The sequence below is a fragment of the Bradyrhizobium sp. S3.3.6 genome (genome assembly GCF_040546905.1).
In the GTDB taxonomy this organism is placed as follows: domain Bacteria; phylum Pseudomonadota; class Alphaproteobacteria; order Rhizobiales; family Xanthobacteraceae; genus Bradyrhizobium; species Bradyrhizobium cytisi.
The window spans coordinates 789,235-815,968 of sequence record NZ_JBEPOT010000002.1; the positions used below are offsets into that span (position 1 = coordinate 789,235).

The window sequence follows — 26,734 nt, forward strand, 5'->3', positions numbered from 1 at the left end:
TCCCGGCGTCACTTCTCGATGGCGGGAAGGCAGAGCGGGCGCTTGCCCTTGCCGATGAAGCCGAGGATTTCGGCGATCGCAGGATCTTCGCTCTCAAGGGACCGCGCCGCCTCCAGCCGCTCGGCGAAGGTGCCGGGGCCATGGAAGAGTTTTTGGTAGAACGCGCGCACGGTGGCGAGCCGCTGTCTGGTGAACTTGCGCCGCTTCATGCCGATGAGATTGAGGCTCTCCAGCACCGCATATTGACCGTTGGCGAGCCCGTACGGGATGATGTCGTCGCGCACGCCCGAGAGGCCGCCGACCATCACATAGGAGCCGATGCGCGTGAACTGGTGCACCGCGGACAGCCCGCCGATATAGACGGCGTCGCCAATCTCGCAATGACCGCCGAGCGTCGCCGAGGTCGCGAAGATCGCGTTGTTGCCGACCATGCAGTCATGGCCGACATGGCTGTTGTTCATGAAATAGCCGTCGTTGCCGACGCGCGTCTTCCCGCCGCCCTTGACGGTGCCGACGTTCATCGTCGCGCCTTCGCGGATGATGCAACCGGAACCGATGTCGAGCGTGGTCGGCTCGCCCTTGTAGCTGAGGTCCTGCGGTGCGCCGCCGAGCACCGCAAACGGCGAGATCACGCAATTGTCCCCGACCGAGGTATGGCCGATGACGGTCACCTGTCCAATCAGCTTGCAATCGGCCCCGATCCGGGCGTTGCGACCAATGATGCAAAAGGGCCCGATCTCGGTGCCCTCGCCGATCACGGCGCCGTCTTCCACCCGTGCGGTGGGGTCGATCTTACTCATCAAGAAGGTCTGACTATGTGTTGAACTTGCTCGGCTTTCCGGTGGTTAGCGCGACTGCGCCCGATCTGTCCAGTGACGTATGATCTCGGCGTGTTTCGCCGCTCTCGCCACTCCCCCTCAGTCCGTCAGCATCGCCCCGACATCGGCTTCGGCGACGATCTGGCCGTTGACCTTGGCGTCCCCGTGAAACCACCACATTGCCTTGCGGCGGCCGACCGAGCGCATGTGATACTCTATGGTATCGCCGGGCAGCACGGGCTTGCGAAACTTGCACTTGTCGATGGTGAGGAAATAGACCGCGCGCGGCTTCTCGGTGCCCTCGACCGACTTGATGCCGATCACGCCGGCGGTCTGCGCCATCGCCTCGATCATCATCACGCCCGGATAGACCGGACGTTCGGGGAAATGGCCCTGGAAGGCCGGCTCGTTGAAGGTGACGTTCTTGATGCCGATGCCGCTGTAATCGGCCCGGATGTTGATCACACGGTCGATCAGGAGCATCGGAAAGCGGTGCGGCAGGGTCTGGAGGATCGCATTGATATCCACCAGCTCGAACTTAACAGGTGATTCCGCCGTCATTCCCGTCCCTCGTCCTTCGGATCGGCCTTGCTGTCGCGTACCAGGCGCTCCACCGCGATAATTTCCTTGAACCATTGTTTGGTCGGCTTGGCAAAAAAACCGCCCCAGCGACCGTTCGGCGGGATGTCGTCCTTGACCCCGCTCATCGCGGTGACCTGGGCTCCGTCACCGATCTTGAGGTGATTGTTGATGCCAACCTTTGCTCCCAGCGCCACGTTGTCGCCGATCGTCAGGCTGCCCGCGAGCCCGATCTGGGCCGCGAGCAGGCAGTTCCGGCCGATCGTCACATTGTGGCCGATCTGGACCTGATTGTCGATTTTGGTGCCCTCCCCGATCACCGTGTCCCGCAAGGAGCCGCGATCGATGGTGGTGCCGGCGCCGACCTCCACATTGTTCTGGATCAGCACACGGCCGGTCTGGGGCACCTTCAGATGGCCCTCGGGGCCGAAGAAGATGAAGCCGTAGCCGTCCTGGCCGATCGAGCAGCCGGGGTGGATCAGCACGTTGTTGCCGATCAGTGTGCACTGGATGGCCGTGCGGGCGCCGACATTGCAGTCCCGCCCGATCTTGACGCCCGGACCAAGAACCACACCGGCACCGATCACGGAGCCGCTGCCGATCTCGACATCCGGACCGATGACGGTCAGCGGCTCGACGATGACGTCGTCCTCGAGCCGCGCCGACGGGTCGATGATGGCTGATGGCGCAATGCCGTCATTGCCGAACCAGGACTGCGGGCGCAACGCATCGCCATGCCATGCCCGGGCGATCCCGACAAAGGCGCGGAACGGCTGCGCCACCCGCAGCACGGCCACGTGCGCGGGCACCTGGGCCTCGAAGCGCGGACTCACAAGACAGGCACCAGCCTTGGTCGCCTTGAGCTCATCGGCGTATTTGAGGTTGTCGAAGAACGCCAGATGCATCGGGCCGGCTTCGTCCAGCGAAGCAAGACCCGTGACGCCATGACCGCCCCTGGCAGGGTCGACCAGTTGCGCCTTGGTCAGCGCGGCGATCTCAGCCAGCGTTGATGCCGGCGGTTTCCTAAAGAAGGTCGGCTGCGCCATTCCACCCCGTCGCGGTCCGGCTTCGGCATGAAGCGGAAAGGCCGCATCATGCCTTATCTCATGGATTGAGCACGATCTTTTTGGCGACCGGCCGCAGGGAGTTCCTGGAAGCAATCGCTACAAGGAACTCCCGAGCGGGCGGATCATGCCCTGCTGATCGAATTAGAACGAGGTGCCGCCGCCGAACCGGAATTCCTGCGTGCGGTCATTCTTGCCCTTGGTGAGCGGCACTGCATAGTCGAAGCGCAGCGGTCCGAACGGCGAAGCCCAGATCAGGCCGACACCGACCGACGATCGCACCACATTGCCATTGTCATACACCAGGCCGGTACAAGTTCCAGTCGAGGCCGGGTTGACGGTCGATGGCGTACAGGTCGAGTTCCTGGTCGTGGTCATTTCGTTGGTCACTGACCACGTCGTCGGGCCCTGATAGTCGAACAGACCGCCGGCGTCGGCATAGACAGCGCCCTTCAGACCCACTTCCTTCGGAAGGAACCAGAACGGCATCTGCAACTCGAGCGAAGCGCCCCAATATTTGGTGCCGCCGAGCGCGTCCTGCGTACCAAAGGGATTCAAATCGCGCGGACCGATGCCGTTCGGCGCAAAGCCGCGGACGAGGTTCGGGCCCATCTGGAAATGATCCAGCATGCGCAGATCTGTGCTGCCGACCTTGTTCAGGATACCGCCCTGGAGATGGACGAGACCGACAAGGTCCGACACCAGCGACTGGTAGTACTTCGCATCGGCCACGGTCTTCAGGTAGGAGACGTCGCCGCCGACGCCGGCGAAGTCCTGCCTGAAGTCGATGAGCAGGCCGTCGGTCGGGTTCTTGTTGTTGTCCAGCGTGTTGTAAGTCAGCGTATAGCCGAGCGCCGAGGTCAGGGTCTTGCCGTTCGCAAGTTCCTTGCGCACCGGGAGCGACGCTTCGCCGTCGCCGTAGCAGCCGAGATTGCCTGTCAGGATCGGATCGACGCCTGTTGTTGCGTTGATAAAGGCCGGGCTCGGGTTGTATGCCGGTGAGCCGACGACGTTGTTACAGTTCGCCAGATAGGACGGCAGCGTGATTTCCTGCTGGTAGATCGAGTAGCGCAGCTGGAGCGACAGGTCCTCACGCAGGGCGAAGCCGAGGCGCGGGCTGAAGCCCAGCGTCTTGGTGCCGTAGGAGATGTAGCTGTTGGACAGCTGTGTGCGCTGATAGAGGTCGAGGCCCAGCGCGACGCGGTAGTCGAGCAGATAAGGCTCGACGAACGACAGCGAATAGCCGCGGGCGTACTGGCCATAGGTGACCGACGCCTTGGCGAACAGACCGCGGCCGAGCAGGTTGCGCTCGGAGACCGAGACTTCGGCCAGCGCACCATCGGTCGTGGAGTAACCACCGGAGACCGAGAAGTCGCCGGTCGACTTTTCCTCGAGATCGACGAGCAGGACCACACGGTCGCTGGAAGAGCCCGGCTCGGTCGTGATCTTCACGCTCTTGAAGTAGTCGAGATTCTTCAAGCGGCGCTCGGCGCGATCGACCAGCGCACGGTTGTAGGCATCGCCCTCGGAGAGGTCGAACTCGCGACGGATCACGTAGTCACGGGTACGCGTGTTACCGCGGATATTGATGCGCTCGATATAAGTGCGCGGACCTTCGTCGATGTTGAACACTACGGATACGGTGTGCGCATCGAAATTGCGATCGCCGCCTGGACGCACCACTGCGAAGGCATAGCCGCGGCGTGAGGCCTCGATCTGCATGTCCTCGACCGATTTCTCGACCGATTCGACGTTGTAGAGCGAGCCGACATTGACGCGCGAGAAGCTGCGCAGCGTGCTCGGGTCGAAGTTCTGGATGCTGGTGCGGAAATCGACGGTGCCGACGCGGTACTGCTGGCCTTCCTCGATCTTGAAGGTGACGTTGAAGCCCTTCTTCTCCGGATCGTATTCAGTGAGCGCGGCCACGACCTGAACGTCGGCGAAGCCGTTCTTCAGGTAAAAGCGCCGAATCAGGTCGCGGTCGGCCTCGACGCGGTCCGGATCGTAGACGTCACCGCTGCTGAGGAAGCTCAGCAGATTCGATTCGTGCGTCTTGATGACGTCCCTGAGGCGGTAGGATGAGAACGCGGTGTTGCCGATGAACTCGATCGACTTGACCGAGGTCTTGGCACCTTCGTTGACCGTGAAGATGAGATCGACGCGGTTGTTCGGCTGCTCGATGATCTCCGGCGTGACGGTCACGTCATAGCGGCCGGAACGGCGATAGATTTCGGCGATTCGCAGCGTGTCCGACTGCACCATGGCGCGCGAGAACGTGCCGCGGGCCTTGGACTGGACTTCGGCGGTGAGCTGCTCGTCCTTGATCTTCTTGTTGCCCTCGAAGGCAATGCGCCCGATCACCGGGTTTTCCACCACGGAGACGACGATCTGGCCGCCGGCGCCGCGGTTGATCTTCACGTCCTGGAACAGGCCGGTCTCGATCAGCGCCTTGAGGCCGTCATCGATGGCGGCCTGATCGAGGCGACCACCGGGGCCGGGCTTGAAATAGGAGCGGATCGTCTCCACCTCGACGCGGCGATTCCCTTCGACGGAAATCGACTGCACGGTCTGAGCGAGCGCAGACGAAGACACCAAAACAGCCCCAACCGGGGCAAACACCGGCGCGCCGAACATGATCAGGGTTGCGAGCAAGCCCCCCCGGAGTCGCAGTCCAAACTTCATTGCGCAACGCGCCCTTATCAACTTACCAGACCCAACCCCAAAGTCGGTCTGGGAGATTCCCCAAGTTCGAAGCCGCTTGTAGCCAATTTCACCGACGCCGCAAACGGCCGAGCGCGCCGCAATTTCAATTTCATTCCAAGACGTTGCCCAATAGCAACGCCACACAAAAGCCCCTATCAAGAAGCCGCCATTCGCAGGATGTCGTTGTAGGTGGCAAACACCATCAGCATCAGCACCAGGCCGAGCCCGATTCGGAATCCCATCTCCTGGGTCCGCTCGGACAGCGGACGGCCCCGGACCACCTCGGCCGTGTAGAACAGAAGGTGGCCGCCATCGAGCAGCGGGATCGGGAACAGGTTCAGAAGCCCGATCGAGACCGACAGCACGGCGCACAGATTGATCACGAACTGGAACCCGGCGCTGGCCGCCTGCCCCGACATCTTGGCAATGCCAAGCACGCCGCTGACCTCATTCGGATTGCCTTGGCCGATGAACAAGGAGCCCAGGAACTTGAAGGTGCTGGTGATGATGAACCAGACCTGCTCGCCCCCGATCTTGAGCGCCTCGCCGACACCGACCGGGGCGGTCGAGGCCTCACCGGTCTGCGACTTGTGCTCGACGCCGAGCACGCCGACGTGGTGGCTGTTGCCGAACGGATCCTTGCGCTCGAGCAGCGCCGGCGTCGCGGTCAGCGACACGATCGCGCCATCCCGCTTCACCTGGAAAGCCAGCGCTGAACCGGCGCTCGTCGCGACGATCCGCTGCATGTCGGCAAAGCTTTCGATCGGCTTGCCGTCGATCTGCACGACGACGTCGCCGATCTTGAAGCCGGCGGCGGCCGCAGCGCCTTCGGCGACGACGCCGTCGACGCGCGCGATCGTGCTCGGCTTGCCGTAATACAGGGCCATGCCTGCGAAAATCAGGGCACCGAGGATAAAATTGGCAATCGGACCGGCCGCGACGATGGCGGCGCGCGGGCCGACCTTCTTGTGGTGGAAGCTGCCGGCGCGCTCCTCGGCCGTCATGGCCGCCAGCGCTTCGGCTGACGGGGTCGAAGCCTCGCTCTCGTCGCCGAAGAACTTGACGTAGCCGCCGAGCGGGATCGCCGAGATCTTCCAGCGGGTGCCGTGGCGGTCGTTGAAACCAACCAGCTCAGGTCCGAAACCGAGCGAAAAGGTTAACACCCGAACGCCGGCCCACCGCGCGACCAGAAAATGGCCAAGCTCGTGGAAGAACACGACGATGGTCAGGACGAACAGGAAGGGAACCGCGTAACCGAGGAGCCCATGGCTCAACGTATTGAAACTATGGACGAAAAAGTCGATCATCGAATTCCCTCATCCAGCGCCGCAAGGCCCTGGCCCCGAACTACCTAGGATGCCTTTAAGGCAATTTGAGGCAATAGGGCGGCAGCTTTATTTCGCGAAACATGGTCAACGGATATTGCATCGTCCGCTGAGGTCATGGGGCCGTGGTTCCCGCCCCGGATCCAGTCCTCCAACGTCGCCTCGACCAGCCGGGCAATGGCGCCGAACCGGATCTTGCCGGCGATGAAGGCCGCGACCGCGACCTCGTTGGCGGCGTTGTAGACGGTGGTTGCCCCCTTCCCGTGCCGGAGCGCATCGAAGGCCAGGCGAAGCCCGGGGAACCGCTCGAAATCCGGTGCCTCGAAGGTCAACTGGCCAATCTTGGCCAGATCGAGCTTGGCTGCCGGTCCCTTGATCCGGTCGGGCCAGCCGAGGCAATGGGCGATCGGCGTGCGCATGTCCGGGGAGCCGAGCTGGGCCATGACCGAGCGGTCGGAGAACTCGACCATGCCGTGAATGATCGACTGCGGATGCACCAGAACGTCGATCTCGTCCGGGCTCAGCGCGAACAGATAGGACGCCTCGATCACCTCGAGCCCCTTGTTCATCATCGAGGCGGAATCGATCGTGATCTTCTGGCCCATGGTCCAGTTCGGATGCTTCAGGGCCTGTTCGAGGGTCGCCTGCTCGATGTCGGCCGGCTTCCAGGTGCGGAACGGGCCGCCCGAAGCGGTGATGATGACACGAACCAGCTCGTCGCGATTGCCTGATGCCAGCGCCTGGAACAGTGCGTTGTGCTCGGAATCGGCCGGCAAGATACAGGCGCCCGCCTTCGCCGCGCGCTGCATGAAGAAATCGCCGGCGCAAACCAGGCATTCCTTGTTGGCGAGCGCGACATGCGCGCCGCGATCGACCGCAGCCAGAGCCGGCTTCAGTCCGGCCGCGCCGCTCACCGCCGCCATCACCCAATCGGCCGGACGCGCGCCCGCCTCGATCACCGCGCTTTCGCCGGCGCCGCATTCGGTGCTCGTGCCTGCAAGTGCGGACTTGAGCTCGGCAAGCTTGGAGGCGTCTGCGATCGCTACGAAGCGCGCGGAGAATTCCTTCGCAAGCTTCGCCAGCGCCTCGACATTGCCGTTCGCGGTCAGGGCCTCGACGCGATAGCGCTCGGGCGAGGCGCGCAGCAGATCCATCGTGCTATCGCCGATCGAGCCGGTGGCACCGAGCACCGTGACGCTGCGGATGTCGGCCGCAACAGGCTTGTTGTTACGCAAAGGGACAGCGCTCATATCCTCACCAAACCATAAGACCGCTTCCGGCGCTATGCACACCATGGCGGAGGAAGCCGATAATCCATGCCACCAGGATGGCGGCGACAAAGCCGTCGAGGCGGTCCAGAAGTCCGCCATGGCCGGGAATTAAGTGACTGGAATCCTTGACGCCGAAGCGTCTTTTCACCGCGGATTCGAAGAGATCCCCGAGCTGCGAAACCACGGTCAGGACGGCGCTCACGAGCAGCAGCGGAACCGCCTTTCCGGTCCCGCAGGCGGCAAAGCCGGCCGCGACCGCAAGGCTCGCCGCAAAGCTGCCGAACGCGCCGGCCCAGGTCTTCTTGGGGCTGACGCGCGGCCATAGCTTCGGTCCGCCAATGCTGCGGCCAGCGAAATAACCGCCAATATCGGTCGCCCACACCACCAGCAGCACGAACATCAGCGCGGCGAAGCCGTGCGCGAGATCCTGCCGCACCAGGATCGAGGCCAGCAGGGCCGCGGAAGCATAGGCGAATCCGGTTGCGGCCCAGACGAACTTGCCCCGCGCGATCAGCGTCACGATCGCGCCGCCGACACAGCCGGCGATGACGCCGGTCTTGAGGGCACCGAACGCGACGCAGAAGCCCATGATGGCGAGAACGATTGTCCCGGAAGCGGTCAGCGCGGCAGACCCCGCCCCCACCACCATCAGCCATTCCGCGAACAGCCCGATCGACACCAGGGTAACGAGGAGCGCCCACAGCCAGCCGCCGGCATAGGCGAGCGCAATCGCGAGCGGCGCCAGCACCAGCGCTGCGAGGACTCGCATCACTAGATTGCTGGAAGCGGGCGCAGAGCCCGCCGGTGCGGCGTCGTGTTCGCTCACGAGGCGGTTTTCGCGACCAGGCCGCCGAAACGGCGCTCGCGCCTGGCGAATTCGGCGATCGCGCTTTCAAGCGCCGCCTTGTCGAAATCGGGCCAATGGACCGGCACGAACACGAGCTCGCTATAGGCAGCCTGCCACATCAGGAAATTGGACAGGCGCTGCTCACCGCTGGTGCGGATGATGAGATCGGGATCGGGAATGTCGGGCGCGTCGAGATGGGCGCCGAGAGCATCGGCGTCGATCGAGGCAGGATCGCGCCTGCCGTCTGCGACTTCGCGCGCAAGCTTCTGGGCCGCTTTCGCAATCTCCTGCCGCGAGCCGTAGTTGAAGGCGACAATGAGCGTGAGGCGCGTGTTGTCGCGCGTCAATTCCTCGGCCTCGTTCAGCAGCGCGCAGATGTCGCCCTCGAGCCCGTCGCGCTCGCCGATGATCCGAACCTTGACGCCGTCGCGATGCAGGGTCGCGAGATCGTTGCGGATGAAGCGCTTGAGCAGACCGAAGAGATCGCCGATCTCGCTCGCCGGGCGCGACCAGTTCTCCGAGGAGAACGAGAAGATGGTGAGATAGCGGATGCCGAGCTCGTGCGAGGCACGCACCACGCGGCGCAGCGCCTCGACGCCGCGGCGATGCCCCTCCGCCCGCGGCAGACCGCGCGCAGCCGCCCACCGCCCGTTGCCATCCATGATGATGGCGACATGCGCAGGCGCGTCGGACCGGTCTGGTCCTTCCGTGGCGGGCGCGGCGGCGTTGGACATGACGGCAGCCTTAAAACATGATCCGGACCCGAAGGGCCGCGTGAGCGCAAGGTGCGAAGCGGTGTTCCCTCGCGACAAACGCGGAACGCGTTTGCGCGGAGATCATGTACGAACAATACTCCAGAGCGTGACGATCATGCTCATCGAACTTTAGACGGTGAGGATTTCTTTTTCCTTGGCGGCCAGCAGCTGGTCGATCTCGGTGATGGTGCCGTCGGTCACCTTCTGCACCTCGTCGGCGTGACGCTTCTGATCGTCCTCCGACATCTCGTGATTCTTCTCCAGCTTCTTCAGAACATCGAGACCGTCGCGACGGACATGACGCGCGGCCACCTTGGCGGCTTCGGCGTATTTGTGCGCGACCTTGACCAGCTCCTTGCGGCGCTCCTCGTTCAGCTCGGGAATGCGCAGGCGCAGCACCTGGCCTTCGGTTGCCGGCGACAGGCCGAGATTGGAATCGACGATCGCCTTCTCGACCGGCTTCACCATCGACTTGTCCCAGACCTGCACCGAGATCAGGCGCGGCTCGGGCACGCTGACGGTGGCGAGCTGATTGAGCGGCATGTGACTGCCATAAGCCTCGACCTGCACCGGATCGAGCATCGAGGCCGACGCGCGGCCCGTACGCAGGCCGCCAAGCTCGTGCTTGAGCGACTGGACCGCGCCCTGCATGCGGCGCTTCACTTCGTTGAGGTCGAAATTATCCGTGGCCATCACGTTTCTCCTTCAATATCCCGGCGACCTCACCGCGCCCTCGGGCGCGCCAGATGAGCCGTCAGCCGGCGACGATCGTCCCGTGGCCGGCGCCGCATAGAATCGCGCCGATCGAGCCGGGCTCCGCGATCGAAAACACGATGATAGGCAGCGATGTCTCGCGGGCAAGTGCGAAGGCGGTCGCATCCATCACCTTGTAGCCGCCCTCGATGGCCTGCGAATGCGTCAGCCGGTCGAATCGCGTAGCGGACGGGTCCTTCTTCGGATCGGCCGAGTAGACGCCGTCGACGTTGGTCGCCTTCAGCACCACCTCGGCACCGATCTCGGCGGCGCGCAGCACCGCCGTCGTGTCCGTGGTGAAGAACGGATTGCCGGTTCCGCCGCCGAGCAACAGGATCCGGCCCTCAGCGAGGTATTTGTGCGCCGCGGTGCGGGTGAAAAGCTCGGAAACCTCGGGCATGACGAACGCCGACAGCGCCCTCGCCGGCGTGCCCTTGCGCTCGATCGTGGCTTCGAGCGCGAGGCAGTTCATCATGGTGGCAAGCATGCCCATGGTGTCGCCGGTCGGGCGCGACACGCCGCGGGAGGACACCTCGACGCCGCGAAAGATATTGCCGCCGCCGATCACGACCGCAATCTCGGTGCCAAGCTCGCGGGCGGCGATCAGATCGTCCGCAACCCGGTCCATGGTCGGCTGATCGATGCCAAAGCCTTGCTGTCCCGCGAGATACTCGCCGGACAGCTTGATCACGACGCGACGATAGACCGGATCAGTCATGAGCACTTTCCTCGTCCGGGCGCCGCTTCCGGCGGCACGCCGGAAGGAACGTTCCGGCGCTTACTTCTTGCCGCTGGCCGCCGCGACCTCAGCCGCGAAGTCCGATTCCTGCTTCTCGATTCCCTCGCCGAGAGCATAGCGCACGAACCCCGCGATCTTCACGGCGCCGCCGACCTTGCCTTCGGCTTCCTTCACCGCCTGTGCCACCGACTTGCCGGTGTCGTGGATGAAGGCCTGCTCGAGCAGGCAGACTTCCTTGTAGTAGGTCTTCAGGCCGGACTCGACGATCTTCTCGATCACGTTCTCCGGCTTGCCCTGCTGGCGATATTTGTCGGCGAGCACGTCCTTCTCACGCTTGACGACAGCCGGATCGAGACCGGACGGATCGAGCGCGAGCGGGTTGGTGGCGGCGACATGCATCGCGATCTGGCGGCCGAGCGCTGCGAGCTCGTCGGCCTTGCCGGGCGATTCCAGCGCCACGATCACGCCCATCTTGCCGGCGCCGTCGACGACCGCGCCGTGGATGTAGCTCGACACCACGCCCTGGCTCACTTCGAGCGAAGCGGCACGACGCAGCGTCATGTTCTCGCCGATGGTGGCGATCGCGTCGTTGATCGCAGCTTCCACCGTGACGTCACCGATCTTGGCGGCCTTGATCTTCTCGACGTCAGCGCCAACGTCGAAAGCGACCTGGGCGACCATCTTGACCAGGCCCTGGAACTGGCCGTTACGCGCGACGAAGTCGGTCTCGGAGTTGACCTCGACCACGACGCCCTTGGTGCCCTTGGTGAGCGCGCCGATCAGGCCCTCGGCCGCGACCCGGCCCGACTTCTTGGCGGCCTTGGACAAGCCCTTCTTGCGCAGCCAATCCTGCGCCGCTTCCATGTTGCCGTCGTTCTCGGTCAGCGCGGCCTTGCAGTCCATCATGCCTGCGCCGGTGGACTCGCGCAGATCCTTGACCATCGCAGCAGTGATCGTTGCCATCGTTGAAAATCCTTCTTGCCTGCCGGTTCGCCGCGGCGCGGCTCCAATTGCCCCGCCGCGGTCCATCTCAGGTATTCGCGTCAACTGAATGAAATGGTGGCCGGATCCTATCCGGCCAACCGATCGCTCTTTTTGACTATTCCGCTTCCGCGGTCAGCGCCTTGGCCTTGGCCACCCACGCATCCGCACGGCTCGGCAGACCGACTTCTTCGCCGATCTTGTGCGCGGTGTCGTGATCGAGCTCGGCGAGCTGCCAGAAGTGGAAGATGCCGAGGTCGTTGAACTTCTTCTCGATCGCGCCCGACACGCCCGGAAGCTTCTTGAGGTCGTCGGCGGTGCCGCGCGGGCCGGCAAGGCCCTGGAAGCCGGCGGTCGTGGGCAGCTCTTCGGCGACTGGACGGGCCGAGGCCCCGATGTCGATGCCGGAATCGCCCTGGGCGCGCGAGATGCCGTCGATCGCGGCGCGCGCAATGAGATCGCAGTACAACGAAATAGCGCGACCGGCGTCGTCATTGCCCGGCACCACATAGGTGATGCCCTTCGGATCGGAGTTGGTGTCGACGATCGCGGCGACCGGAATGTTGAGCCGCTGGGCTTCCTGGATCGCGATGTCTTCCTTGTTGGTGTCGATTACGAAGATCAGGTCGGGCAGACCGCCCATGTCCTTGATGCCGCCGAGCGAGCGATCGAGCTTGTCGCGCTCGCGCTGGAGCGTCAGGCGCTCCTTCTTGGTGTAGGAGCTGGCTTCGCCGCCGGCCAGCACCTCATCGAGGTGACGCAGGCGCTTGATCGAGGCCGAGATCGTCTTCCAATTGGTCAGCGTTCCGCCGAGCCAGCGCGAATTGACGAAATACTGCGCGCAGCGCTTGGCCGCGTCCGCGACGCCGTCCTGCGCCTGGCGCTTGGTGCCGACGAACAGGATGCGGCCGCCCTTGGCAACCGTGTCGCTGACGGCCTGGAGGGCCGTGTGCAGCAACGGCACGGTCTGGGCGAGGTCGACGATGTGGATGTTGTTGCGGGCGCCGAAAATGAACGGAGCCATTTTCGGATTCCAGCGGTGAGACTGGTGACCAAAGTGCACGCCAGCTTCGAGCAGCTGACGCATAGTGAAATCGGGTAGTGCCATCGTTCTAGTTCTCCGGTTGGTTCCTCCGGAAGCGTGTGAGCAAGACGGAGCGTTTCGCCCCGGCTGCCACCGGACGGCCTTGTGAGCCATGCTTCCGTGTGAGATGGCGCGCTGTATAGCGCCATTTCGGCCAGAAGCAAGGAAATAAGGGCCTTTCCGGGCTTTACCGCCCGCGAAAGGCCCTTTTCGGGGTTTCCGCCCTACCCGCTAGCACCTGGGCTGGTTGGGCGGGCATTTTTTCGCCGCTGGCGGCGGCGCAGGCGGTCGTGGCGGAGGGGCGGCCGGACGCGGCGGCGGTGGCGCGACCGCCATTCGCGGCGGCGGCGGTGGGGGCGCCGGCCTGGCGACGGGCGGCGGTGGCGGAGCGGGCCGTGCGGCTGCAACCGGCGGGCGCGGTGGCGGGGGCGGCGCCACGTGTGGCGGAGGTGGAGGCGTCGGCCTTGCGAGCGCCTGCGGGTGCGGCGCTGGCGGCGGCGGCCTTGTGACCTGCGCGGGCGATGGCGTTGCAGGCCGCTGGCCCTGCGGCTTGATCGGCTCGCGCGCGGCGACGGGCGGCGAGGGCTGCGTCGGCTTTCCATTGGTCACATTGGTCGTGGTCACGCCCGGCTTGCCTGCCGGGGTCAGCTTGGTCTCGCCGGGCCTTACCGGCGCAATGGCCGTATTGGCGGGATTGGCCGTATTGGCATGCTCCTGGACGTTCGGACGCGCTCCCCCGGTAGGCGGCGCATTTGACGGCGTCGTCTGCGGTGTAAGTTTGGCGTTGGCAGGCTGCGAGCTGCTGCTGGGTTTGGTGGTTGCGCCAGGGCGACCGACGGGGTTCGTCGAGGACGTCGACGAAGACGTGCCCGTGGCAGCAGTTCCTGTCTGCGGCCCGCCCTTGATCGCGGGCGCGGTCTGGCCGGGCACGGGCAAGGAGTGGCCGGCCGGCGCACCGGCCTTCGTATCCGCCGTGCTCGGCGCGGTAGCTGTCGCCGGATTGGCCTTGCCTCCGGCCGTGGGTGCGGTTGCGTTGCCGGTGACCGGAGCGCCGGGCGCTCCCGTCTTCGTCGTGGCATTGCCGGTTCCGGGCGCGCCCGCCGGACTCCCCGCAGCAGCGTTGCCGGTCTGCGTCGTGACTTGGCTCCTTGTCTTCAAGGCTGCCGCGCCGGCCTTCGTTGTCGGATCGACCAAGGCTGTCTTGGGGACAGGAGCCTTGTTGTCCCGAATCAAGGCCGCCTTTTGAACCACGGTCGGCGGCACAGCCGTCGTTGCCCCGACAGGCTTTCCGGATGCTGCCACGGTCGCGGTGATGGCTGGATCACCCGCTGCCGCTGCTGGTGCCGGTGCTTGCTGGTTGATCACGGTGTTGATCACCGTGGTGTTATGGATGTTGTTGAAGATGATGTTGTTCGGCGGCGGCGCGACATAGACCGGCGGACTGTAGAACGCCGGGATCGGCACGAACATCGGCTGCGGCAGCACGAACAGGCCGACGACGGCGAGCGGCGGTGCCAGCACCACGAAATCCGGCGGCGGCGGCGGACAGAAATATTCCGGCGGCGGCGGCGGCGGCGCGAAGCCAAAATCAGGGTCGCTGAAATACAGCACGGGACGATCGACATAGACCACCTCGGCCGGCGGCGGCGGCGGCACGTCATAGTCCATCATCGCGAAGGTCGGCGGCGGCTCGAGCGGCGCCGTCAGGATCGCCAGACGCCGACGCGCATCGCCCGCATGCGGTCCGTGCGGATAGCGGCGCAGATACGACCAATAGGCGTCCGCCGTGTCGGCGCGATAGGATCGCCGCCAGGTGATCGCCTCGCGGCGCGCCGCCACGATCGCCATCACGCGCTTCGCCATGGGATCGCCGGGATAGGCGGCGAGAAATTCCTCATAGGCCGGCAGCGTGTCGCGCTCGAGCGCGGCCGCATAGGCGTCCTGCACGCCGAGATCGCGGATCGGCTTGTTGCGGATCGCAGCGACCTGGTCGGGCGCAGCCTGCGGCGGCGGCGCGTCGGGGGCGCGCTCGAAGAAGGCGAATTGCGCGGTGATCTTCTGGTCGTCCCACGGCACTTGCGCGCCCTTGGAGGCCTCGTTGACGCGCAAGCGAACGCGGTCGAACACCTCCGGCAACGACAGGCCGCCGGTGCGGATCATCTCGGCGAGCGATTGCGCATAGATGCCGTACGGCCCCGGCTCTTCCGGCGCCACCGTGCCGGGCGCGGCGTTGAAGGCGATCAGCATGTTCGGATCGGGCTCGACCAGCGCCAGGCCGCTCGCGATCGGCTGCTGCCCGCCCTCGATGAAGGGCTGCGCGCGCGCCGCGTCGAGCACGACGATATTGGCCTTGAGCGGAATCGCGGCGAGCTGGCGGGTATAGTCGCTGATGCGCAGTGCCTCGGTCGGAACGTCGGTATCGCGGCTGATGTTGGAATCGACCGGGATGAAATAGTTTTCGCCGGCGAGCTGCACGCCATAGCCGGCCAGATAGATCATCGCGACGGTCCCGGGGCCTGAGGCCTGCGCCTTCTGGATGAAATCGCGAAAGCTCTTGCGCAGCGTGTCGCCGTCGAGATCGCGTGCGCCGACCACGTCGAAGCCCGCCGCCTGCAGCGTCTGCGCGATCAGGCCGGCATCGTTCGCGGTGGTTGCCAGCGGCGACTTGGCATAGGCGCCGTTGCCGACCACGAGCGCGATACGCTTTTCCTGCTGCTGCGCGCGAGCCGGTGTCAGCGCGCCCGCAACGAAGAGGATCGGCAGAAGGAGGCAGATGAAGGCCTTGTGTGTCCCGCGCATGGCTTGCTCGTTATTGTTGTTGAGATGCCAGCACGCATGAGACGCGCGGCCGGCTGAACGGCACTTGAACGAAAGTCCCGGATTGAGGCAGCGGCATGGCGCCAGCCGAGCGCGATGTCCTGCGTAAGCTCCGCGTAAGCCTCAGTCTTTTTGCGCGAGCATCAGCCTTGTGCTTCAGCCTTGCGCGATCGGATCCACGGTTCCCGTGGTGAGCCGGTAGATGCCGCCGACGATCTTCAGCTTGCCCTGTTCCACGGCTGCACTGAGGATCGGCGCGGCCGACTTCAGCTTGGCGATGTTGTCGACCACGTTCTGCCGGGTCGCCTTGTCGAGCACGTCCCCGCCCTGCTGCATTGCAGCTTTCGCGGCCGGCGCGATCGCATCGACCAGCGAGGGAATGTGTCCCGGCGGCGACGTGTTGTCCTTGATCGCCTTCAGCGTCGCACCGATCGCGCCGCAGGCATCATGGCCGAGCACGAGGATCAGCGGCGTGTTGAGCACGGCGACCGCGTATTCCATGCTGGCGATGGTCTCGGTGCCGGCAAAATTGCCGGCAACGCGGCAGACGAAGAGATCGCCGCGGCCGGTGTCGAAGGCGTATTCCGGCGCGATGCGCGAGTCTGCGCAGCTCAGCACGGCTGCGAACGGATTCTGCCCGCCGGCCAAGACCTCGCGCTCATGCTTGAAATCGTGGCGCCGCGTCACGCCGTCGACGTAGCGCGCATTGCCGTCCATCAGCCGTTTCAGCGCCGCATCCGGCGACAGCACGTTCTGCGGTTTGGGCGGCCTCTTGTTCTCCTTGGCGAAGGCTCGGCCGGCGAAAGCGACGCTCAGCGCCGAAGCGGTCAGCAGCATCGCGGAGCGCCGCGACGGCGTTGATCTGTCACGCATGGTTCCAGAGCACTGATCGCACATGTCCCGATCCCTCCCGGCGCGACGGACGCGCCCTCATGGACGAGCACCGTCGCGGCCGATCATAGCCGCGATCACGTGACGAAACCACTACATCCGCAACGCGCCTTCGCGGCAGCAGGCTAGATCTGCTGCACGTCCACCACGCCCGCGACCGCCTTGATCGCACCTGCAATCTGCGGCGAGACCTTGAAGCGGCCGGGCAGCTTCATCTCGACCTCGGTCTCGAGGTCGAGCATCATCACAAGCGAGACCTCGCCGTCGCCGCCCCCGCGCGGTGCGATGCCGGGGCTGCCGATCTTTGGCGCGGCGCCGTTGGCGCCTGCGGCCTCAGGTCCCGCCAGGCGCTTGGCGATCGAGTCCAGTGGCTTGGTGTCACGCACGAAGATGCGCAGGCCCTTCTGCGTCTTGGCGGCGGCGTCATCGAGCGGCTCGGCATGCAGGACGCGGGCGCGGACGTCCTCGCCCTGCAATTCGGCGCCGAGCTGGAGCAGCACCGCGGCGCCCGGCTCCAGCACGTCGCGATATTGCGCAAGGCCTTCGGAGAACAGCACCGCCTCGAAATGACCGGTGGGATCAGACAGCCCCATGATGCCCATCTTGTTGCCGGTCTTGGTGCGCCGCTCCATGCGCGACACCACGGTGGCCGCGACCTTGCCGGCGGTGGCGCCGGTCTTCACTGCGCGCGAAAATTCGGCCCAGCTCTGCACCCGCAGCCGCTTCAGCACGGTGGCGTAATCGTCGAGCGGATGGCCCGACAGGAAGAAGCCGATCGCGTCATATTCGCGGCGCAGCCGCTCGGCCGGCAGCCACGGCTCGATCTGCGGCAGCATGATGGTGGGCGCGTCCGCCGACATGCCGAACATGTCGTTCTGGCCGATCGTCTCGGCCTGATGCGCGCGCTGGCAGGCGGCCAGAATCGAGTCCGCGCCGGCGAAGACGCGGGCGCGGTTCGGCTCCAGCGTGTCGAAGGCGCCGGCGGCAGCCAAACTCTCGATAATGCGCTTGTTGATCGCCCGCGGATTGACCCGCGCGGCGAAGTCGGCGAGCGAGGTGAACAGGCCCCGCCTGGTCCGCTCCTCGATGATCTGATCGATGGCCTGGATGCCGACGCCCTTGAGTGCTGCGAGCGCGTAGTAGATGACCTTGTCGCCGACCTCGAAGGTCGCGCCCGAGCGATTAATGTTCGGCGGCTCGACCTTGATGCCGAGGCGCTGCGCCTCGGAGCGGAATTCGGAAAGCTTGTCCGTGTTGTTGAGATCGAGCGTCATCGACGCTGCGATGAACTCCACCGGATAATGCGCCTTCATGTAGGCGGTGTGGTAGGACACCAGCGCATAGGCCGCCGCGTGGCTCTTGTTGAAGCCGTAGTCGGCGAACTTCGCGAGCAGCTCGAAGATGGTCTCGGCCTGCCCCTTCGGCACGCCGTTCTTGACCGCGCCGGCGACGAATATCTCGCGCTGCTTCTCCATCTCGGCGCGGATCTTCTTGCCCATGGCGCGGCGCAACAGGTCGGCGTCGCCGAGCGAATAGCCCGACATCACCTGCGCGATCTGCATCACCTGTTCCTGGTAGATGATGACGCCGAAGGTTTCCTTGAGGATCGGCTCGAGCACCGGATGGAGATATTCCGGCTCCTCGTCGCCATGCTTGCGCGCGCAATAGGTCGGGATGTTCGCCATCGGGCCCGGGCGATAGAGCGCGACCAGCGCGATGATGTCCTCGAAACGGTCGGGACGCATGTCGACCAGCGCGCGCCGCATGCCCTGGCTTTCAACCTGGAACACGCCGACCACCTCGCCGCGCGCCAGCATCTGGTAGCTCTCGGCATCGTCGATCGGCAGCGTCGCGAGATCGACATGGATGTCGCGCGGCTTGAGCAGCTTGCACGCGACGTCGAGCACGGTCAGCGTCTTCAGGCCGAGGAAGTCGAACTTGACGAGACCGGCCGGCTCGACCCATTTCATGTTGAACTGGGTCACCGGCATGTCCGACTTCGGATCGCGGTACATCGGCACGAGCTCGCTTAGGGGGCGATCGCCGATCACGATGCCGGCGGCGTGTGTCGAGGCATGGCGGGTCAGGCCTTCGAGACGTTGCGCGATGTCGAAGGCGCGCGCCACCACCGGGTCTTCGTCGCGGAAGGCCTGAAGCTTTGGCTCGCTCTCGATCGCAGCCGCCAGCGTCACCGGCGCGGCCGGATTCTGCGGCACCAATTTCGTCAGCTTGTCGACCTGGCCGTAAGGCATCTGCAGCACGCGGCCGACGTCGCGCAGCACGCCGCGCGCCTGCAGCGTACCGAAGGTGATGATCTGCGCGACCTGGTCACGACCGTAGCGCTCCTGGACGTACTTGATCACCTCGCCGCGGCGGTCCTGGCAGAAGTCGATGTCGAAGTCCGGCATCGAGACGCGCTCGGGATTGAGGAAGCGCTCGAACAGCAGGCCGAACTTGATCGGGTCGAGGTCGGTGATGGTCAGCGCCCACGCCACCAGCGAGCCCGCGCCGGAGCCACGGCCCGGTCCGACCGGAATGCCCTGGCTCTTTGCCCATTTGATGAAGTCGGACACGATCAGGAAGTAGCCCGCGTATTTCATGCGCATGATGACGTCGAGCTCGAACGCCAGCCGCTTGGAGTAATCCTCGTCCGTCGTGCCCTGCGACAGGCCGTGCACGCGCAGACGATTGGCAAGCCCCTCCTCCGCCTGCCGCTTCAGTTCGGTCGACTCGACCGCAGCGGCATCGGAGCTCGCAGCGGCGCCGACCGTGAATAACGGCAGGATCGGCTTGCGCGTCATCGGGCGGAACGAGCACCGCTCGGCGATCTCCACTGTGGAGGCCAGCGCCTCCGGAATATCGGCGAACAGCACCGCCATTTCGGCGCGGGTCTTGAAGCGGTGATCGGGCGTGAGCTGCTCGCGCTCGGTCTCCGCGATCAGCCGCCCGCCGGCGATGCAGAGCAGCGCGTCATGGGCCTCGTAGTCGTCGGTCGTAGCGAAATACGGCTCGTTGGTTGCGACCAGCGGCAGGCCTTTGGCATAGGCCATGTCGATCAGCCCGCTCTCGATGCGCCGTTCCTTGTCGATGTTGTGGCGCTGCAATTCGACATAGAGGCGGTCGCCGAACAGGCCGGCGAGACGCTCGCAGCGCGAGGCCGCAATTTCAGCCTGGCCGCTCGCAAGCGCGAGCGAGATCGGCCCGTCGGGGCCGCCGGTCAGCGCGATCAGGCCCTCGGTCTCGCCATCGAACCAGTCGAACTTGATGAACGGCGCGTGGCTGTCGGGCGATTCGAGGAACGCGCGCGAATTTAGCCGCATCAAGCTGCGATAGCCGCGCTCCTGGGCTGCCAGCAGCACCACGCGCGAAGGCGGCAGCGCGTTGCGCGCATTGGGGTCCTGATCGCCGAAATCGATCGCAAGCTCGCAGCCGACGATCGGCTGGATTCCGGAACCCGCCATCTTGTCCGAGAATTCCAGCGCACCGAACAGATTGTCGGTGTCGGTCAGCGCCAGCGCCGGCTGGTGGTCCTTCTTCGCCAGCTCGGCGAGCTTGGCGATCTTGATCGAGCCCTTGAGCAGCGAATAGGCCGAGTGAACGTGAAGGTGGACAAATCCGGCGCTCGGCATGGTCGCGTGACGGCCTCTTGCAGATGGGTTGGAGCGGTTGCCGGCAGTGGAGGCATCCTGCACTCGCCCGGCCGACTCGCCTCACAATGGTGGGGGCTCGCCGCGCCGGAGTCCACGCCAGAGCAGCCGATCGGCCGCCTCATCCCGCTTTTCCCCAAGGGGCCGCCCAGCGGCCGCCGTCAGGTTCCCGACCAACGGTTTACAAAACCGCTGGTCTAAAGCTGCGGGATCAGAGCTGCGGGATGACCTGGGCCCAGATCGCGATCATCCCGACGAACAGTGCGATCGACGTTAGTGCAGCGGCTTCTTCCACGAAGATCCTGAACATGGCTTGCTCCATCACCAGAACGTATGAAGAACATTGTTCTCATTTCGTTCTCAGGAGTCAAGCAGACTCAGCCGCTTCAAAATGAAATGGTTAACTCGCTGAATTACATAATAAAAAAGCCCCGGCGCAAGGCCGGGGCTTTTCGACGACCGCCTCTTGCGAAGCGATCGTCTCAGTATCTTGCTCAGTACTTGGCGAGGATCGGACCACCGAACTTGTAGTTCAGGCGGACGAGACCCATGTCGACGTCCTGGCGAACGCGATCGGTCTGAATGCCAGTAAAGGTGATGTCCTTGTCCGACAGGAAGATGTGGTTGTACTCGACACCAACCGACCAATTCGGAGCGAAGCCGAACTCGAGGCCCGCACCGACGGTGCCGCCCCAACGGCTGTCGCTGACGGAAGCAACGGTCGCACCGGCAAGACGAAGCTCGTTCTTGGTGCCAACCACAGCCGCACCGCCCTTGATATAGAGCAGGACGTTGTTCCAGGCGTAGCCGACCTGGCCGGTGATCAGACCGAACGAATCGATCTTCGAGCGATTGGTGAAGCCGGTCAACGCGCTGAGATTGTCGCCGGAGAAGTCAGCCCAGTTGCCCTGGCCTTCCAGGCCGAACACCCACTGCGCCGACTGCCAGCGATAACCAACCTGACCGCCGACCGTACCGCCGGTCGCGTTGTGCGAGCCTTCGCCGCCAACCAGCGGAGCGCGCTGATCCCAGGTCGTGTGAGCCGAAGCGCCACCACCGTTGATACCGATGTAGAAGCCGCTCCAGTCATAGACGGTTGCGATCATCGCCGGCGCCTTGGTGTAAGGACGTGCAGCGAGGTCAGCAGCGAGCGCCGGTGCAGTCGCGCTGATCGCGACGAGGCTCACAGCTGCAAGCAACATATTCTTGTTCATTTGAATCCCGTTCCAGTTTCGTCGTTAGGCCCCCGGGCCATGGCGACGTCATATCAGCCATCGACGGAATTGCTGTAACCTCGACGCAACAGTTCACTCCAAAGGGCCTCGCAACATTAATGAAAGTTTAGCGACGCGCGCGCGGAAACCCTTTGAAACAAGAGTCTTCAGCAGTTCCAACGTCATCGACGCGACATGCATCGCGACCGCGCGAAACAACGTCGCACGCACGATCCTGTGATCCGAGAATCGAAGAATGCGCGCATCGTTTTCTCTCCCCATTGTCGCCACATTCTCACGCGCGATCGCCACAATTGCGTTCATGTCGGGCGTGAACTCTCCCGTGCGCGGGCAAACCTATGATCCCCATTATTGATCCCGACTGTCCTGCCTGCATGCAGATCTACGGCAGCGTCAGCTATTTCGATTGCTGCTACGCCTCGCTGGAGCAATGCCAATTTCTCGCCGTCGGCCGCTCCGCAAGCTGGGTCGCAAATCCGTATTTCGCACAGAAGAAGCCCGGCGGCCCTCGCCGCTCGCGACGCGTCGATTGAGGGATCAATGCCGCTTGCGGCGGACCCACCTCCGCACGCGGGAGTGCCACTAAAAGTTGTGACCACTCCGATCATCCTGTAGCGTTGGCGCGTGTCCTTTCCCGTCCGGTCTGCTCATTAGATGCTTGCCCGTATTCTGCTTCTCGTAGCCTCGCTGACGATTCCCGGCGCATTGCGTGCAGAACAGACACCGGCCGAGAAGGCTGGATTTGCCGCCAGGCTGACGATCTACCTTGCCAAAGGGCCCGCAGACGCGTGCGGGCCGGGCTGCAACCGCTGGATCGCGATCGAGGGCCAGGTCGATAATGACGCTGCGTCCCGCGTCCGCCGCTTCCTCGCCGGCGTCAAGGACGCGCAACGTCCGATCTACCTTCATTCGCCCGGCGGCAATGTGGAGCAGTCCTACGTCATCGGGCGGCTGTTGCGCAGCCGCAAGGCGGTGGCGCGGGTCGGCCAGACCATCGCGACGGCATGTGCCGCGGGCACGCAGGTGGACGCTGCATGCCTGAAGACGAAGAACGCAGGTGGCGAGATCGAGGCCGAGCTCACCACCTACCATGCGATGTGCAACTCGGCCTGCGGTTACCTGTTTCTCGGCGCGACGTCGCGCGAGGTGGCACCCGACGCCGCGCTGGCGGTCCATAACTCCAGGCTCGTCCTCGCCATACACGGCCATCCGCCTCCGGGACTGCTCGCCGAGCTCAGGCAGCAGCGCACGGCAACCGCCGACCGCGATCGCACCGCCTACATTGCCGCCATGGGGATCAGCCGCGAGCTTGATGATCTGATCCACACCGTGAAGTTCGAAAATCTGCATCTGCTGACGCGCGCCGAACTGTATCGGTTCGGGATCGACACACGACCGCTTGCCGAGACAATGTGGCGGCTGGAGAAGGGAACGTGGCCCTACGTCAGCAAGTTCGCGGTGCTGAAAACGGAGAACGATCCTTCATTCCGGACGATGGAATGGCGCCTGTTCTGCGAAAGCAAGAATCGCGTGCCGCTGATGTTCGCGGCCGAAATCGACGACGCGGCGACCGGCAAGAGTACGATCACGATGACGGTCGGCGCCGATGCGACCAGGGAGACCGGCGGGCCTCTCGTGCGAGCCACGAAGTACGAGATGTGGAGCGGCGCCGTCGATCCCGACATGGTCAAGACGATGCTGACATCCCGCACCCTGCAAGTCCGCGAGAGCAAGCCGATGCCGGACGGAAAGGCGGAGATGGCAAAGTTCGACATCGACGTGACGGGCCTGGCGCCGGTGTGGACGCTGTTGGTGGCATCGTGCCCGCCGGCAACGACCGGCCCGGTCAACCCCTGGCCAGCCATTCCGCCACCGAGGCGCGGCAGTTAGCCATGGGCCCGTCGCGCTGACGCGAGGATTGCTCCCCTTCACCCTCGACATTTCAAGTTGGCATTCGCAACCGCCATTTTCGCAAACTGACGTCCGGCCGCTCAGCTATACCAAGGCCTGTTCCGAACGCGTGTACACGCGTTCGGCTTGCGCAAAGTGGGATCGTGATCTTCGAAGTAGTCGAAATTGACCGTCCCAAACGTCGTCTGAGGCTTCGGGCGAATTCCGGCCTACGGTCACCAGTTGATCCGGAGTCCAACCTTTCCGTTGTAGGCAAACTCACCTCCGTCAAAGCGGCTCTGGTATGACGCATTGGCGTAGAGTGTCGTCGTCGTATCGATCTGCCCGCTTATGCCGGCGTTGATCTCTCCCCAAAGACCGCCGAGGTCTGCGTGAAATGGGACGAAGCCCGTCTCGGAGGAGAACAGGGTTGTCGGATTGCCGAGAAACTCGTTCCAGAGATTTGGACGTATCCAGGCTGTGACAGTGCGCGCACTATCATCGATCGCCCAAGTCCGGCCAAACCGGGCGCCGACGCGGGCGGCGAGCGAATTGACGTCCGTAAAGCGGACTTGGGCAGCGATGTCGCTCGCGTCGTTGATATGGATGTTCTGATAGACCAGTTGCGCTTGCGGTTCGATGAAATATCCATTTCCAAGCTTGAACGGATATCCGCCCTCGAACGACACCGCTCCGCCCTGGGCACCGGTCTTGAGCGCCGGAATCCCCGAGTAATCACCCACGCTGCGAATGTCGTAGAAGGTGCCTTGCACGATTGCGTCAGTGTACCAGCCGGTCGACCCGAAATGCGTCCAGTAGCCGCCGAGCGTGTAGGCCGCGAAGTCGCTGCTGCCCATTTCACCATCGAAGTGAGCAACCCGCCCCTGGGCACCGCCAATCGCAAAATAGGCCCCCGCCTGATCGCGCGAACCATCGGGACGGTCATGCCGGTAGAAATCCATGCCGCCCTGCACCGCCTGGAAATTGTACGAGAAATGTGGGCCGGCCGAGCCGCCAAGCACGCCGAGACTATCGCCTTGGTGCACGCCATTGACCCCGATCATGCGAGCCCAACCAACCTTCGCGTTCTCGGGATTGACACGGGCGCGCTCGTCTTCTTCGTCGCCGACGCGCTCGTGAAGCGAGTCGAGCAGACTGCGCCCATACAGCAGCGTCATCGACGGGATTGCCGCATAGAGCGACGTCTCTTCCCGATAATCCGGAAGAACGCCGCCGCCACCACCACCACCACCGCCGCCGCCACCGCCACCGCCACCGCCGCCGCCGCCGCCGCCACAGATGCGCAAGTTCGGATGAGCAGTGCAATCGAGCGCCGAGCGCAAATACCAGGCCTGCGGATTGCTGGCGTCCACGCTCGATCTGAACAATGAGTATCGATAGGGCCCGGCCAAAACCGGACGCGACAAATTGAACGATCCAGGGTCTGTGGTCCCACCGTTGATCGCGTCGACGACAAGGATGCCATTCCCGCTGGTGAGCGCGCCGGCGCCGGTGGTGTTCGATATCCGCAAGAAGGAGTGGCCGCTCGCGTTACCGCCATCGATGACGAGCCTGTCCGACGGTGAACCATCCGTTCCTAGATATGTGTTCAGACCGAGCCTGCCGCCCTGGCCGACATAGTTCACTACGGTGAGCGTCTTGTAGCTGGATAGTTGCGTCGGGTCGCTGCCCGGAGGTGTGAACTGGATCAAGCTCGAGGCATTGGTCAGGTTGGTGAGATTGGAATTCCCCGTCATCGTCCAGAGTGAATTGTTCTGAAGCGTGACGGTTGAAGTGCTGCCGCCGTCGGTGGTCGCGGTCCCCTGAAAACTCGAACTGTCGGCAACGAGGTTGAATGCCGCGCCGCCGCTCACGGTCAGCCATTGACCGTTGTTGACTGTCGCCGTCACACCGGTGAAACTCAGATTGTTCGTGCCACCAGGCGCTGCGATCGAGGCGCCGTTCGGGCTCGTCATGACCACGCCGGAGAGCGTCACATCGCCACCACTCACGTTGAGTGCGTTGGCCCCGCTCCCATTCGCCGTCAGCGAACCGCCGCTCATGCTCAAGACGCCGCCCGTCGTGACGCCGGCGGCGTGGGTGCCCGCGCCGGATGTGGTCACGGTGGTACCACCGGTGAGCGCCATGCTTCCCGAATTGTCGGCCTGAACACCACGTCCGTTTTCGCTGGTTGGAACAGTCACGACCGCGCCGGACGCAGTGAGTGTGCTGCCGGCGCCGCTGGACTGCATGCCGATTTCGCCGCCGCCGCTACCGGTTGCTGCGACGCTGCCTCCAGTCAGCGAAATCGCTCCACCGTCCAATGCTTTCGCGCCGACATCGCCACCGCCTCCGGACACGGTGATTGCACTGTTGGTCGCGGTGATCGTGCTTCCCGCCGACTGCGCCAGCAAGCCGGTCTCGCCGCCGCCATTGCCTTCTAAGGTGACGGTGGTCTGGTTCAGCGAGACCGCCGCGCCGCCATCCGCTCGAACACCGATGTCGCCTCCCCCTCCGCCAGGCATCGAAATGCTGGTTCCGGTCGAAGCGATCAGGCTACCCGTACCGGTCGCCCACAATCCGGTATTGCCACCGCCGCCGGCGGCATAGCTGATCGTATCGTTCGCGAGATCGATGGAGGCGCCGTTCGTGGCTCTGGCCGCCACGTTATTGCCGCCACTGTTCAGGCTCACGCTCAGCCCCGTCGAGCTGATCCTTGTGCCGGTGCCATCGGCCAGGAGTGCAGTGCCACCTCCCCCGAAGGCGGGATTGATCGCCGACCCCGGTAAAAAAATGATTTGCCCGCCGCTCTGCGCTGAAGCCCCGATGCTCCAATTGCCATTGATGCTGGATCCTGGGCTGAAGATGATCGTGCCATTCGTATCGGCAAGCCCGCCAACGCTCCCGCCATTGAACGGGTTTATGGTCACGTTGTTGGTGGTGATGGACGCGCTTGTGCTGGCGTGAACGTCCGGCGTCCCGGTCAGCGTGGTGTTCGCGTCGATTGCGCAATTTCCGGATGTAAGCGTGACGGTCGAATCGGGTGCCACGGTACAAGATTGAGCCGAAGCCGTATCAACCACCACCCCCGAGGCGATCATGGCGATGGCAGCCAGACCGAACCTGCGGATGTTGCCCGGGATATTCTGAGACTCGGTCCTCTTACGCGTGTCGTTGACGGAGGCTGTCGGTAAAACCCTTGCGAACCCGTTTGCACGCTGTGGCGAAACGACGCAATCGGTGGAGCTCGTGCGCAATGCCGAGCCAGTCAGATGCTTCATCGGGCAATCCCTTCCCTATCCAACAGTCGCTAAGCGACAAATTGAAAAAGCGGG

Annotated in this window: 20 protein-coding genes; 2 read left to right on the forward strand and 18 right to left on the reverse strand. The window is 64.3% G+C overall.

The features are described from left to right. Nucleotides 1-8: 8 nt before the first annotated feature. From lpxA to ABID59_RS08475, 17 genes are all read right to left on the reverse strand, one after another. Complete coding sequence (lpxA, locus tag ABID59_RS08395; protein WP_354083056.1) at nt 9-800, reverse strand: acyl-ACP--UDP-N-acetylglucosamine O-acyltransferase; 792 nt, start codon at nt 798-800, stop codon at nt 9-11. Nucleotides 801-917: 117 nt separating this feature from the next. Continuing rightward, entirely contained in the window at nt 918-1,379 is a 462-nt protein-coding gene (gene fabZ / locus ABID59_RS08400; RefSeq protein ID WP_148753690.1) for a 3-hydroxyacyl-ACP dehydratase FabZ, read from the reverse strand. Continuing rightward, on the reverse strand, nt 1,376-2,443 hold the full coding sequence (gene lpxD, locus ABID59_RS08405) for a UDP-3-O-(3-hydroxymyristoyl)glucosamine N-acyltransferase (protein WP_354083057.1): 1,068 nt from the start codon (nt 2,441-2,443) through the stop codon (nt 1,376-1,378). Before lpxD ends, fabZ begins: the two co-directional genes overlap by 4 nt. 162 nt (nt 2,444-2,605) lie before the next feature. Next, complete coding sequence (bamA, locus tag ABID59_RS08410) at nt 2,606-5,143, reverse strand: outer membrane protein assembly factor BamA (protein WP_354083058.1); 2,538 nt, start codon at nt 5,141-5,143, stop codon at nt 2,606-2,608. A gap of 176 nt (nt 5,144-5,319) precedes the next feature. Then, nucleotides 5,320-6,471, reverse strand: a complete 1,152-nt coding sequence (gene rseP / locus ABID59_RS08415; RefSeq protein WP_148753687.1) for an RIP metalloprotease RseP — start codon at nt 6,469-6,471, stop codon at nt 5,320-5,322. A 44-nt stretch (nt 6,472-6,515) separates the two neighbouring features. After that, a complete protein-coding gene (gene dxr / locus ABID59_RS08420) occupies nt 6,516-7,739 on the reverse strand; it encodes a 1-deoxy-D-xylulose-5-phosphate reductoisomerase (protein WP_354032789.1) in 1,224 nt (407 codons plus the stop codon). A 4-nt stretch (nt 7,740-7,743) separates the two neighbouring features. Next, nucleotides 7,744-8,529, reverse strand: coding sequence for a phosphatidate cytidylyltransferase (locus ABID59_RS08425; protein ID WP_502916779.1), 786 nt, complete (start codon nt 8,527-8,529; stop codon nt 7,744-7,746). Nucleotides 8,530-8,582: 53 nt separating this feature from the next. Next, complete coding sequence (locus tag ABID59_RS08430) at nt 8,583-9,341, reverse strand: isoprenyl transferase (RefSeq protein ID WP_148753684.1); 759 nt, start codon at nt 9,339-9,341, stop codon at nt 8,583-8,585. Nucleotides 9,342-9,491: 150 nt separating this feature from the next. Further along, nucleotides 9,492-10,055: a ribosome recycling factor gene (frr, locus tag ABID59_RS08435; RefSeq protein ID WP_148753683.1), complete on the reverse strand. Its 564-nt coding sequence runs from the start codon at nt 10,053-10,055 to the stop codon at nt 9,492-9,494. Nucleotides 10,056-10,116: 61 nt separating this feature from the next. Then, nucleotides 10,117-10,833: a UMP kinase gene (gene pyrH / locus ABID59_RS08440; RefSeq protein ID WP_354032787.1), complete on the reverse strand. Its 717-nt coding sequence runs from the start codon at nt 10,831-10,833 to the stop codon at nt 10,117-10,119. A 60-nt stretch (nt 10,834-10,893) separates the two neighbouring features. Continuing rightward, nucleotides 10,894-11,817 (reverse strand): translation elongation factor Ts, encoded by a 924-nt coding sequence (tsf, locus tag ABID59_RS08445; RefSeq protein ID WP_148753681.1) that lies wholly within the window; start codon nt 11,815-11,817, stop codon nt 10,894-10,896. Nucleotides 11,818-11,953: 136 nt separating this feature from the next. Continuing rightward, complete coding sequence (locus ABID59_RS08450; RefSeq protein ID WP_354032786.1) at nt 11,954-12,943, reverse strand: 30S ribosomal protein S2; 990 nt, start codon at nt 12,941-12,943, stop codon at nt 11,954-11,956. A gap of 207 nt (nt 12,944-13,150) precedes the next feature. Beyond that, entirely contained in the window at nt 13,151-15,718 is a 2,568-nt protein-coding gene (locus ABID59_RS08455; protein WP_354083060.1) for a caspase family protein, read from the reverse strand. A 174-nt stretch (nt 15,719-15,892) separates the two neighbouring features. Further along, entirely contained in the window at nt 15,893-16,633 is a 741-nt protein-coding gene (locus ABID59_RS08460; protein ID WP_354083061.1) for a carbonic anhydrase, read from the reverse strand. Between the two features lie 119 nt (nt 16,634-16,752). Beyond that, nucleotides 16,753-20,256, reverse strand: coding sequence for a DNA polymerase III subunit alpha (dnaE, locus tag ABID59_RS08465; protein ID WP_354083062.1), 3,504 nt, complete (start codon nt 20,254-20,256; stop codon nt 16,753-16,755). Between the two features lie 512 nt (nt 20,257-20,768). After that, the gene (locus tag ABID59_RS08470) at nt 20,769-21,488 is read right to left on the reverse strand and encodes an outer membrane protein (protein WP_148753676.1); all 720 of its coding nucleotides are present in this window, start codon (nt 21,486-21,488) and stop codon (nt 20,769-20,771) included. A gap of 93 nt (nt 21,489-21,581) precedes the next feature. Continuing rightward, the gene (locus ABID59_RS08475; protein WP_148753675.1) at nt 21,582-21,812 is read right to left on the reverse strand and encodes a hypothetical protein; all 231 of its coding nucleotides are present in this window, start codon (nt 21,810-21,812) and stop codon (nt 21,582-21,584) included. A gap of 35 nt (nt 21,813-21,847) precedes the next feature. Here ABID59_RS08475 and ABID59_RS08480 point away from each other — a divergent pair, with 35 nt between their 5' ends. Both ABID59_RS08480 and ABID59_RS08485 read left to right on the forward strand, forming a co-directional pair. Continuing rightward, entirely contained in the window at nt 21,848-22,042 is a 195-nt protein-coding gene (locus ABID59_RS08480; RefSeq protein ID WP_354032782.1) for a DUF3551 domain-containing protein, read from the forward strand. Between the two features lie 121 nt (nt 22,043-22,163). Next, a complete protein-coding gene (locus ABID59_RS08485) occupies nt 22,164-23,399 on the forward strand; it encodes a hypothetical protein (RefSeq protein WP_354032781.1) in 1,236 nt (411 codons plus the stop codon). A gap of 236 nt (nt 23,400-23,635) precedes the next feature. Here the strand turns inward: ABID59_RS08485 and ABID59_RS08490 are convergent, their stop codons facing one another. Beyond that, nucleotides 23,636-26,680 (reverse strand): autotransporter family protein, encoded by a 3,045-nt coding sequence (locus tag ABID59_RS08490; RefSeq protein WP_354083063.1) that lies wholly within the window; start codon nt 26,678-26,680, stop codon nt 23,636-23,638. Nucleotides 26,681-26,734 lie beyond the last annotated feature (54 nt).